The sequence below is a fragment of the Streptomyces sp. SDr-06 genome (assembly GCF_003324565.1).
GTDB lineage: Bacteria > Actinomycetota > Actinomycetes > Streptomycetales > Streptomycetaceae > Streptomyces.
The window spans coordinates 182,230-193,522 of the sequence record NZ_QOLA01000005.1; the positions used below are offsets into that span (position 1 = coordinate 182,230).

Consider the following 11,293-nt stretch of genomic DNA (forward strand, 5'->3'; position numbering starts at 1 on the left):
GCTCAGCATTGTCTCAGGTGCGTGCGGTCTGCCGGAAACCCCGCCATTGTGACCGGCCCCACAGGCCCCCGGGGCTCTGCCCCGGGTCCCCCGCGCTCCTCTGCCCGGGGCTTGTTGTGCGGCCGGTCTTCGTCCGCGGCCCGCCGTCGCCCGTTCGCGCAGTTCCCCGCGCCCCTGACAGCCCCAGGGGCTAGGCCAGGGGGAGGCCTGGGGCTGGGTGGGTGGAGAGGAGGTCGGCGACCTCCGCGCGGATCACCGACAGCGCACCCTCGTCGCCGGTCCGCGCCGCCTCCACCCCCCGGTCAATCCACGCCGCCACCACCGGCATGTGCTCGACCCCGAGTCCCCGGGACGTCAGGGACGGCGTACCGATGCGGATGCCGGACGGGTCGAAGGGCTTGCGGGGGTCGTACGGGACGGTGTTGTAGTTGACCACCAGACCGGCCCGGTCGAGCGCCTTCGCCGCGATCTTGCCGGGGACGTCCTTGGGCGTGAGGTCCATCAGGATCAGGTGGTTGTCGGTGCCGCCCGACACGAGGTCGAAGCCCCGGGCCAGCAGCGCCTCGGCCAGCGCCTTCGCGTTGGCCACCACCTGGTGGGCGTACGCGCAGAAGGCGGGCTGCGCCGCCTCGTGCAGGGCGACGGCGATCGCCGCGGTGGTCTGGTTGTGCGGGCCGCCCTGGAGACCGGGGAAGACCGCCTTGTCGATGGCCTTCGCGTGCTCCTCGCGGGACATCAGCATCGCCCCGCGCGGGCCCCGGAGCGTCTTGTGGGTGGTCGTGGAGATGACGTCCGCGTGCGGGGCCGGGGACGGGTGCGCGCCGCCCGCGATCAGGCCCGCGATGTGCGCGATGTCCGCGACGAGGACCGCGCCCGCCTCCCGCGCGATCTCCGCGAACGCGGCGAAGTCGATCGTGCGGGGCAGCGCCGTGCCCCCGCAGAAGATCAGCTTGGGGCGCTCCTTGAGGGCGAGGTCGCGCACCTCGTCGAAGTCGATCAGACCGGTGTCGGCGCGCACCCCGTACTGCACGCCCCGGAACCACTTGCCGGTGGCCGAGACGCCCCAGCCGTGCGTGAGGTGGCCGCCCATGGGCAGGGCCATGCCCATCACGGTGTCGCCGGGCTCGGCGAAGGCGAGGTAGACGGCGAGGTTGGCGGGCGAGCCCGAGTACGGCTGGACGTTGGCGTGCTCGACGCCGAACAGGGCCTTGGCCCGGTCGACGGCCAGCCTCTCGACCTTGTCGATGTTCTGCTGGCCCTCGTAGTAGCGGCGGCCCGGGTAGCCCTCGCTGTACTTGTTCTGCAGCACCGTCCCCGAGGCCTCCAGGACCGCCGTCGAGACGTAGTTCTCGCTGGGGATCAGGCGCAGGGTGTCCGACTGGAGGCGTTCCTCGGCAGCGACGAGCGCGGCCAGCTCCGGGTCGGTGGCGAGCAGGGCGGGGTGGGAAAGGGGAAGGCTCATGGCGTCCTCCGGGGTCCGTTGACAGGTTCCCGGGGTGCCCAGGCGGGCGGCACCTCGTGCGGCAGGCCGCGCACGGCTCCCCCGGGGTCGGTTCCCCGCTCGCCAGTCGCCGTGCGTACAGAACACCCTACCGGCCACGTCCCACGGCAAGGTTTCCTCGTCCAGTATCCGAGCGACGATAGAAAAGGGCACCACTGACGCCCCATGCCGCACGACGATCGGAGAACCCGTGTCGACACACGCTGCGACCGAAGACGCCATCCGTTCCGCCGAGGCACACAGTGCGCACAACTACCATCCCCTGCCCGTCGTGGTCGCCTCCGCCGAGGGTGCCTGGATGACGGACGTCGAGGGCCGGCGCTATCTCGACATGCTCGCCGGGTACTCGGCGCTCAACTTCGGCCACGGCAACCGTCGTCTCATCGACGCGGCGAAGGCCCAGCTGGAGCGGGTGACGCTGACGTCGAGGGCCTTCCACCACGATCGCTTCGCCCAGTTCTGTACGGAGCTCGCTGAGTTGTGCGGCATGGACATGGTGCTGCCCATGAACACCGGGGCGGAGGCGGTGGAGACCGCCGTGAAGACCGCCCGCAAGTGGGGGTACAAGGTCAAGGGGGTACCGGACGGGCAGGCGAAGATCGTGGTCGCCCGGGACAACTTCCACGGCCGTACGACCACCATCGTCAGCTTCTCCACCGACCCGGAGGCCCGCGCGGACTACGGGCCGTACACCCCTGGCTTCGAGATCGTCCCGTACGGCGACCTCGCCGCGATGCGCGCCGCGGTCACCGACAACACGGTGGCCGTGCTGCTCGAACCCATCCAGGGCGAGGCGGGCGTGCTGGTGCCCCCGGCCGGATACCTCGCGGGCGTAAGGGAGTTGACGCGCGAACGGAACGTGCTGTTCATGGCCGACGAGATCCAGTCCGGGTTCGGCCGCACCGGGAAGACCTTCGCGTGCGAGCACGAGGACGTGGTGCCGGACGTGTACATCCTGGGCAAGGCGCTGGGCGGCGGCGTGGTGCCGGTGTCGGCGGTGGCGGCGTCCGCCGAGGTGCTCGGCGTGTTCCGGCCGGGCGAGCACGGTTCGACGTTCGGCGGGAACCCGCTGGCCTGCGCGGTCGCCCTGGAGGTCATCGCGATGCTGCGCACCGGCGAGTACCAGCAGCGCGCCACCGAGCTGGGCGACCACCTGCACCACGAGCTGGGCCTGCTGACCGGGGCGGGCGCCGTCGAGGCGGTGCGCGGGCGCGGGCTGTGGGCGGGCGTGGACATCAACCCGTCGTACGGGACGGGACGGCAGATCTCGGAGAAGCTGATGGACCGCGGGGTCCTGGTGAAGGACACCCACGGCTCGACGATCCGCATCGCCCCGCCCCTGGTGATCAGCAAGGAGGATCTGGACTGGGGCCTCGACCAGCTGCGCGCGGTGCTCGCGGAGCGGTGAGGGACCTCAACCCGGCGGAACCGTGGGGCAGTCGGAGTCCGAGCAGAACGCGCTGAGCGCCGTCTTCAGGGTCTGCTCCTGCTCCGGCCAGGCGAGGGCCGGGGCGGCGGAGAGGACGGCGTAGTGCCGGCCGCCGGGCGTCAGGAAGGCGTAGTCCACCACCTGGCGCCGGTGGCCGAGCTGCTGGTTGTCGTACGCGTAGACGAGCCGCGCGGCCCGGGTGGCGACCCCGGGCACGCCCGCGTCGTTGTCGAGGCTGATCTGCTGGTAGCCGGGGTTGTTCGCCAGCTCGCCCGAGGTCTGCCTCAGCGCGTCGTAGGGGCTCAGGCCCGCCTCGGCGACCGGGTACACCTGGATCAGCCGGCTGCGGTCCGCCGAGTTGTAGAAGACGCCCTTGGGGCCCTGGTCCTCACGGGTCCAGCCCTGCGGCACGTAGAGCCTGAACCCCCGTGGATCCTGGGCGAGTTGGAACCCGGCGGGCACGGTGGCGCCGGGCGACGCGGAGGCGGAGACGGGGGCGGAGGGGATCGGCTTGCCGTCGCCGGTCCGCTCCGGGGCGTCGGAGGGCGAGCGGGACGCGGACGGGCTGGCGACGACCTTCGGGTGGGCCGGACCGCCGCCGGCCAGCCACCAGCCGCCGCCCGCCCCGGCCGCGGCGACGACGACCATCGCGAGGACGACGGCGAGGGGCACCCGCCGGGCCGGACGCGGCTCGGGGTCCACCGGAGGCTGCTGGGGCGGCCAGGACGTCACATAGGGGTGCTCGGGCACCGGTCCCGGGGGCGGCGCCTCCGGGACCGGCGGGGGTACGGGCCGGGCCGGGGCGGCGTCGCGCACCGTCTCCCACTTCTGGGTCGCCGCGTTCCAGCGGACCTCGTCCTTGCCGCCGCTCACCACCGGCTCACATCCCGGTCAGTTCGCGGACCCGCTGCACCAGCGTCTCGCCGGAGGCCAGCAGGCCGGTCAGGGCGGTGGCGCCGGTGAGGACCTCGCCGAGGCGGGCGAGGCGGCCCGGGGTGGCCCGGCCGCCGGTGCGGATCTCGTCCTCGGTGTCGGCGAGTTCGCCGTCCAGGGCGCGGGTCCGGTCGTTGGCCGCCAGCTGGGCGAGGCCTGCCCTGAACTGGACGATGGCATCCAGGAGTTGGCGGTGCGCCTCGTCGTCGGCGCCGCCCACGCGGTAACTGCTGGACACCTTGTTGTGGTCGCCGACCGAGACGGACCCGGTCACTCCGCTGATGTGCACGGACCGCTGCGTGCTGTCGTCACCCGGCATGGTCATCTCAGCCCTCGTTCTTGACGGTGTTGTGGTCGCCGACGCTGATCGCCCCTCGGGCATTCTCGATCATGACGCCGCCCTGAGCCACGTTGACGATCTTCTGCTCGAACTGCCCGGTGTCGTACCCGGCTTCGTACAGCGCGCTGCGCACGCCGCTGGTCACCCGGTCCTCGATGGACTTCACGTAGCGCTGGTAGTCCATCGCCTGGAAGAGGGAGGTGTCGGGCGCGGCGGCCAGTTCGCGCACCGAGCGGGCCGGGCCGTCGGGCAGCGCCCGGCCGTAGCCGCCGGTGAGGCGGTGCCAGGTGGAGCCGATCGCGCGGCCGAGGACGAGCAGGGAGCCGAAGGCGGTCGCCGGGGTGCGCGCCAGCGCCCAGGCCGCCTTGCCCAGCGGGTTGCGGCAGGCGAAGTCGTGGGCGGTCCGGTCGGCGCGCAGGAAGTCCTCCCGCAGCGGGGCGAGCACGTGCGGCGCGATCTCCAGGACCAGCATGCCGCCCTGGGTGTGGACGCGTACGAACACGGTGGTGACGAGGTGCTCCTCCCAGCCGCCGACCCGGATGCGCAGGAAGTGCCTGCGCGCCTCGCCGCCCTCCTCCAGGGCTTCGGCGCGGTGCTGCTCGAAGTCGCCGTCGCGGTAGGGGGCGTGGATGCGCGCGGGCAGCCCCTCGACGGGCAGGAAGACGTACTCGGTCACTTCGAGCTGGCGCAGCCGGTCGCGCACGGCGCGGGCCTCGGCGGGCACCGTCGGCGCGGGGATGCGGAGCCGGGTGATGAGGGGTTCGACGATGCGCAGGATCTCGGCGTTGCCGACCCGGGTCGGCTGCCGGTCGCCGAGCGACGTGCGGGGGCGCAGCTGGATGGAGACCGACCAGGGGTCGAAGGGGTTGCCCGCGCCGCGGAAGGGGGCGTCGGCGCGGTAGACCGCGAGGGGGGCGTGCTGCTCGACCCGGATCATGGCGGCCAGCCGCTGGAGCCGTCCGTTGTCGTTGTGCTGCGCGGGGTCGGCGGCGAAGTCCTGGAAGCCTTCCGGCGACAGCTCGCCCGCCATGATCCGGGTGAACTGGTGGCGTTGCAGGCCGACGCAGAGGGCGAGCACGGCGAAGCAGCCGAGGACGCCCCAGCCGAGCCCGGGGCTCATGCCCTGGCCCGCGAGGTCCAGCGCGCCCGCGCCGACCAGCTGGGCGGGACCGGCGACGAACGGCGGGACCGTGTCGGAACTCCGGGGGGAACGGACGAAGTCGTCCCCGCCGTAACCCCCGTACCCCACCGACGAGTTGTGGGACGAGGAGTCGTACCCGCCGAACAGGGACACCACCACCGTGACGAGAAAGGCCACGAGCAGCGTCCGCGCCCACCAGCGCAGGAAGAAGGCGGGCAGGGCGCGGTACCACGGCGCGGGGCGGGCGGTGCCGCGCACCAGGCGGGCGATCCCGAGCAGGAGGCAGGGGCCCGCGACCACGAGGAAGACGCCCTGGGTGACGACGACGCCGAGCACCCAGAGCACCACGAGCCCGAGCGACCAGGCGATCTCCAGGTTGCGGGCGCGCAGCGCGTGGGCGAGCACGCGGGCCGCGTCGAAGCCGAGCGAGGGCGCGACGACCCGCTCCTCGTGGACGTACAGCTCGTCGATGACCGCGTCGCGGTAGTCCTCGTCGAGATAGCTGCCCGCGGCCATCAGCCGGGTCGCCTCGCTGACCGACGGGTGCACCGGCGGCAGCCCGCCGGGCGACTGCGCCGTCGCGTGCGCCTGCGGCGGCACCTGAGCCTGCGTCATGTACTGCTCCCCCGATACGGCGGCGGCGCCGGGTGCCGTCACATCGTCCAGCCGGAAGAAGGGTGTTCGAGGGCGCCGCCAGGGTGGACATGCTAGCGGTGCACCGCTGTGCGCACCGCCTCGTTCACATCCTCCCCACGGGTACGTCCGGGGCACGGTGGAGGAGCAGGGGGTCGCGAAGGGGGCGCACCGGGTGGGCGGGGGCGGGATGAAGGTGCCCGGCCCGGCCCGCGCGCCCGGCGCCTGCCGGGCGGATCAACTCGGGGCATTGACAAGCCAGTTGGTCTGAACCAATGATGCCGGTCATGCCGAGACCCCGCATCGCTCGCCGCAGTGCCCGCCGTGCGCGCCGTGCCGCGCTCGCCGTCCTCGCCCCCGTGCTGCTGCTCCTCGGCCCGGCCGGGCCCGCGGCGGCCGCCGGGGCGGATGCGGCGGGCTGGCCGGAGCCGGTTCCCGTGGTGTCCCACGTCGACACGGCAGACCCGGTCGTCTTCATCACCCTCGACGACGGGTGGAACCACGACCCGGCCGCCCAGCGGCTCCTCCTGGACCGCCAGGTCCCCGCCACCCTGTTCCTGCTGCCCGGGGCCTACTCCTACGACCCCGGGTACTTCCGCACGCTGCTCGACCACGGGCCCTCCCGGGTCGAGAACCACACGGTGAACCACCCCGACCTCACGACGCTGCCCGAGGCGGGGCAGAGGTCCGAACTGTGCGGGGCGCGCGAACAGGCCCTCGCCCGGTTCGGCTCCGAGCCCCGGCTGGCCCGGCCGCCGTACGGGGCGTACGACGCCACCACGCGGACGGTGGCCCGGGCGTGCGGTTCGAAGGCGCTGGTGACGTGGACGTACGACTTCACGACCTGGGGCGGGGTGGTTCCGCCCACGCCCGTGCTGCGGGCGGGGGACATCGTGCTGCTGCACTTCAACGACACGGTGGCTGCGGATCTGGGGCGGGCACTGGGGGCGGCGGACGCGGCGGGCCTGCGGCCGGCTCTGCTGAACTCCTACGTCCCGGAGTGACGGCCCCGGGGGTTTTCCCACCCACCCACCCGTGCAGCGGGTTGGATGAGCTGAGCCCTGGGGCTGCGCCCCAGACCCCCTTGAGGGGCTCCGCCCCTCGAACCCCGGCGGGGGCTCCGCCCCCACACCCCCGTTCGCGCCTTAAGGGCGCTCGTCCTCAATCTCCCCCAAGGCCTTAAGGGCCAGGGGGGACCCCCATGACGGGCTGAAGATGCCCATGCCGACCAGCACCGTCCTGCTAAGGGGCGCGGGGAACTGCGCGAGCAACCACGCACGGCTCGCAGCCGAAAGCGACCCAGGGGCGGGGTGGGGCCCCGGTCAGCGGATCACGTGCGGCACGAACCTCGCGTACTCGTCCGTGACCAGCCCCGACGACTCCCGGATCCCCAGCCCCGCGGACTCGTTCTCCACGACCCACGCCCCCAGCACCACCCGGTTCCCGGCGAAGTCGGGCAGCGGCGCCAACTCCTGGTAGCAGCACGCCTCTTCGGGCCGGACGAAGCCGGAGCCCGGGGGGTGGACGGTGACGCCCGCGCCCTCCCGGCCGAGCAGGGGCTTCGCCACGTATCCGCGGCCGGAGGCCAGGTCCCGGGGGCCGTCCAGGTACGCCGGGAGCAGGTTCGGGTGGCCCGGGTACAGCTCCCACAACACCGCGAGCAGCGCCTTGTTGGAGAGCAGCATCTTCCACGCCGGCTCGATCCAGCACGTCGTACCGGTGCCGCCCCCGTTGTCGAGGGTGTCGAGCACCTGCGGCCCGAACGCGTCGGAGGCCAGCCACTCCCACGGATACAGCTTGAAGCAGGCCCGGATGAAGCGGAGCCGTTCGTCGACGAAGCGGCCGGTGATGTCGTCCCAGCCGATGGACTCGACGGACAGCGCCTCCGTGTCGAGACCCGCCTGCTCGGCCGTCTCGCGGAGATACGCGACCGTCATGAGGTCCTCGCCGAGCTCGTCGCCGTCGGAGTGGGCGAAGTGCACGGGGCCGGGCGGCAGCAGCGGGGCCTGCCGCTTCCAGGCCGCGACGAGGCGCTCGTGCAGCGAGTTCCACTGGTCGGCGCCGGGGAACCGCTCCTCCATCCAGAACCACTGCGGGCTCGCCGCCTCCACGAGCGAGGTCGGGGTGTCGGCGTTGTACTCCAGCAACTTGGCGGGCCCGGAGCCGTCGTAGCGGAGGTCGAACCGGCCGTACAGGGAGGGGAGTTCGGCCCGGCGGCGCCAGGACTCGGCGACCAGGTCCGCGAGGCGGCCGTCCATGATGCCGAGGTCGGCGAAGCGCCCCTTCTCGACGATGTGCGCGGCCGCCGCCAGGCACATGGCGTGCAGTTCCTCGACGGTCTCCTCCAGCGCCTCGACCTCGGGCAGCGTGAAGGAGTAGTACGCGCTCTCGTCCCAGTAGGGGCGCAGCGAGTCGTCGGGGTAGCGGGTCAGCGGGTAGATGAGGCCCTGTTCCTCGACGGTGCGCTGCCAGTCGGGGCGCGGCTGTATGCGATGGCGTTCCATGTCCCGGGTCCTGTCGTCCGTATCCCTCGGCGGCTCTCGGCGTCCCTCTGCGTCCCTCTGCGTCCCCCGGTTCTGCCCCCGTGTCTCAGCCGCCGCCGGATCCGCCGTGGCCGAATCCGCCGCGCGAGACGCCGGACTTGTCGAAGGAGCCGCCGGAGACCTTGCCGCCGCGGCTGGACCCGCCGTAGTAGTACTGGCCGCTGCCGCCGCTCTTGCACTCGTACTTCGGGAGCTCCTTGTAGGTGACCGGGTGCACGCAGCGCCGGTCCGGCTCGCTGCCGCACGCCGCGAGCGTCGCGGCGAGCACCCCCATCCCGCCGAGCACCACTGTCGTGGACCTGAACCTGCGCATCGGCAGACCTCCCCCGCTCTTCCGTCCGCGCCGTGGGATTGTGTACGGAACTTCGCTGTAGGACGCGTTCCGGCCACACACTAGTTCCCGGCCGTTCCCGGCCCGCCCCCCGGGTTTCCCCGGCCCGCCGGGCCTGCGACTACAGTCCCCCTGTGTTTGGGATGATCTGCGCGCTCGCGTCCGCGGTCTGCTTCGGTACGGCCACCGTCCTCCAGGCCGCCGCGACGCGCGCGGCCGAGCCGAGTCAGGGGGCCGGGGCCGGTTCCGGTGTGGACGCCGCGCTGCTGCTGCGCGCCGTGCGCCAGTGGCGCTACGTCGCGGGGCTCGCCCTGGACGGCCTCGGCTTCGTCTTCCAGATCCTCGCCCTGCGCTCGGTGCCGATCTACGCGGTCGGCGCGGCGCTCGCCGCCTCGCTCGCCGTGACGGCGGTGGTCGCCGCCCGCCTCCTGAAGGTCAGGCTGTCCGGTACGGAGTGGGCGGCGGTCGGGGTGGTCTGCGCGGGCCTCGCCATGCTGGGCCTGTCGTCCGGCGCCGAGGGCACGGACCCGGGCCCCGCCTCCCTGCCCTGGTGGCTGCTCGGGGTGGCCGCCGCGGTGCTGGCCGCGGGTGCGGTCGGCGGACGGCTGCCGGACCGGGCCCGGGCGCTGGTCCTGGGGCTCGGCGCGGGCTGCGGATTCGGCGTGGTCGAGGTCGCGGTCCGCCTCATCGACGACCCCTTCGACCTGACGAATCCGGCGTTGTACGCCCTGCTGGTCGGCGGCGGCGCGGCGTTCCTGCTGCTCACCTCGGCGCTGTCGCGCGGCTCGGTCACCACGGCGACGGCGGGCATGGTCATCGGCGAGACCATCGGCCCGGCCCTGGTGGGCGTGGCCTGGCTGGGCGACCGGACCCGCGACGGGCTCGGCTGGCTGACGGTGGCCGGCTTCGCGGTGGCGGTGGCCGGCGCGCTGGCCCTGGCCCGCTTCGGCGAGGCCCCGGAGGCGGAGCCCAAGGCCTCGCTCCAGGACGTACCGGAGCACTGACAACCGGCGGGCGCTAGGGCAGCGCCCGGCACAGGGCGTCCAGCGCCCCCGTCCACGCCGAGTCCGGCGGCGTGCCGTACCCGACCACCAACGCGTCCCGTTCCGGGGCGAGTTCGGGGTGACGGAAGCGGGAGAGGCCTTCCAGGGCCAGGCCCTGCCAGGTGGCGGCCTGGATGATGGAGCGCTCGGTGCCGGGCGGCAGTTCGACCACGGCGTGCAGCCCGGCCGCGATGCCACTGACCCGCACGCCGGGCGCCCGCTCGGCGAGCGCGGCCACCAACTGGTCGCGGCGGCGCCGGTAGTGCAGCCGCATGCCGCGCACATGGCGGTCGTACGCCCCGGACCTGATGAACTCGGCGAGCGTGAGCTGGTCGAACGCGCCACCCGCCCAGTAGCCGCCCTTGGCCTGCGCGACCTCCTCGACGAGGTGCTCGGGCAGCACCATCCACCCGATGCGCAGGCCCGGCGCCAGCGACTTGCTCGCGGTGCCGATGTAGACCACGTGCTCGGGGTCGAGGCCCTGGAGCGCGCCGACCGCCTTGCGGTCGTAGCGGAACTCGCCGTCGTAGTCGTCCTCCACGATCAGCCCGCCCGTGGCGCGCGCCCAGTCGACGGCGGCGGCCCGCCGGTCGGGCAGCAGCGGCACCCCGATCGGGAACTGGTGCGCGGCCGTCATGAGCACCGCCCCCACCCCCTTCATCGCCCCCAACTCCTCGGTGCGCGTGCCGAGTTCGTCGATCGGCAGGGCCGGGGTGCGCAGCCCCGCGTCGGTCAGCACCTTCCAGTGGAAGTCGAGGCCGTACGACTCGACGGCCATCTCCCGCACCCGGCGCGCCCGCAGCACCGTGGCCATCAGCATCAGACCGTGCAGGAAACCGGAGCAGACCACGATGCGGTCCGGCGAGGCGTAAACGCCGCGCGCCCGGGCGAGGTAGTCCGCCAGGACCGTGCGCAGCTCGATCCGGCCGCGCGGGTCCCCGATGCCGAAGGCCTCGTGCGGGGCCTCGGTGAGGGCCCGGCGGGCGGCCTTGAGCCACTCGGCGCGCGGGAAGGACGCGAGGTCGGGCGAGCCCGCCATCAGGTTGTAGGTGGGTCTGCGGCGGGCCGGAAGGCGCCGGGTGTGGCTGCGGTCCGGGCGGGCCGTCGCGCGCTGGGCCACCCTGGTGCCGGAGCCCTGGCGCGCGGTGAGCCAGCCTTCGGCGACCAGCTCGGCGTAGGCGTCGGCGACGGTGTTGCGGGCGATCCCGAGGTCGGCGGCGAGCGAACGCGAGGACGGCAGCCGGGTGCCGGGCGCGAGCCGCCCGCCGCGCACGGCTTCGCGCAGCGCCTGAGTGAGACCCGAGCGCAGGCCCGCGCCGCCCACGTCGATGTGCAGATCGACACCGAGAGTTTCCGGAGAAGTGGCCCAGGATTTCACCATGGGAATGGACCATACCCG

The 11,293-nt window shown here is 73.4% G+C and carries 10 protein-coding genes and 1 riboswitch; of the genes, 3 read left to right on the forward strand and 7 right to left on the reverse strand.

Features of this window, described 5'->3' with window-relative positions; translation table 11 throughout:
• Positions 1-190: 190 nt before the first annotated feature.
• Positions 191-1,462, reverse strand: a complete 1,272-nt coding sequence (gene glyA, locus DT019_RS13825) for a serine hydroxymethyltransferase (protein WP_114037085.1) — start codon at positions 1,460-1,462, stop codon at positions 191-193.
• Between the two features lie 29 nt (positions 1,463-1,491).
• A riboswitch (ZMP/ZTP riboswitch) is annotated at positions 1,492-1,582 on the reverse strand.
• A 109-nt stretch (positions 1,583-1,691) separates the two neighbouring features.
• Between glyA and rocD the strand changes: the two genes are divergently transcribed.
• On the forward strand, positions 1,692-2,909 hold the full coding sequence (gene rocD, locus DT019_RS13830) for an ornithine--oxo-acid transaminase (RefSeq protein ID WP_114037086.1): 1,218 nt from the start codon (positions 1,692-1,694) through the stop codon (positions 2,907-2,909).
• Between the two features lie 6 nt (positions 2,910-2,915).
• Here rocD and DT019_RS13835 read toward each other — a convergent pair whose 3' ends face one another.
• Genes DT019_RS13835 through DT019_RS13845 form a run of 3 tightly spaced genes read right to left on the reverse strand, consistent with a single transcriptional unit; the run spans position 2,916 to position 5,959 of the window.
• The gene (locus DT019_RS13835; RefSeq protein WP_147267310.1) at positions 2,916-3,803 is read right to left on the reverse strand and encodes a hypothetical protein; all 888 of its coding nucleotides are present in this window, start codon (positions 3,801-3,803) and stop codon (positions 2,916-2,918) included.
• A 7-nt stretch (positions 3,804-3,810) separates the two neighbouring features.
• The gene (locus DT019_RS13840) at positions 3,811-4,188 is read right to left on the reverse strand and encodes a hypothetical protein (protein ID WP_114037088.1); all 378 of its coding nucleotides are present in this window, start codon (positions 4,186-4,188) and stop codon (positions 3,811-3,813) included.
• A 1-nt stretch (position 4,189) separates the two neighbouring features.
• Positions 4,190-5,959: a hypothetical protein gene (locus DT019_RS13845; protein ID WP_223279486.1), complete on the reverse strand. Its 1,770-nt coding sequence runs from the start codon at positions 5,957-5,959 to the stop codon at positions 4,190-4,192.
• Positions 5,960-6,264: 305 nt separating this feature from the next.
• Here DT019_RS13845 and DT019_RS13850 point away from each other — a divergent pair, with 305 nt between their 5' ends.
• Positions 6,265-6,981, forward strand: a complete 717-nt coding sequence (locus DT019_RS13850) for a polysaccharide deacetylase family protein (protein WP_114037089.1) — start codon at positions 6,265-6,267, stop codon at positions 6,979-6,981.
• Positions 6,982-7,299: 318 nt separating this feature from the next.
• Here DT019_RS13850 and DT019_RS13855 read toward each other — a convergent pair whose 3' ends face one another.
• Entirely contained in the window at positions 7,300-8,481 is a 1,182-nt protein-coding gene (locus DT019_RS13855; protein ID WP_114037090.1) for a glutathionylspermidine synthase family protein, read from the reverse strand.
• Positions 8,482-8,566: 85 nt separating this feature from the next.
• Complete coding sequence (locus DT019_RS13860) at positions 8,567-8,833, reverse strand: hypothetical protein (protein ID WP_189389511.1); 267 nt, start codon at positions 8,831-8,833, stop codon at positions 8,567-8,569.
• Between the two features lie 161 nt (positions 8,834-8,994).
• On the opposite strand from DT019_RS13860, the gene DT019_RS13865 reads away from it, so the two are divergent.
• A complete protein-coding gene (locus tag DT019_RS13865) occupies positions 8,995-9,855 on the forward strand; it encodes a hypothetical protein (RefSeq protein WP_114037091.1) in 861 nt (286 codons plus the stop codon).
• Between the two features lie 13 nt (positions 9,856-9,868).
• Here DT019_RS13865 and DT019_RS13870 read toward each other — a convergent pair whose 3' ends face one another.
• Positions 9,869-11,275, reverse strand: coding sequence for a PLP-dependent aminotransferase family protein (locus DT019_RS13870; protein ID WP_114037092.1), 1,407 nt, complete (start codon positions 11,273-11,275; stop codon positions 9,869-9,871).
• Between the last annotated feature and the right edge of the window lie 18 nt (positions 11,276-11,293).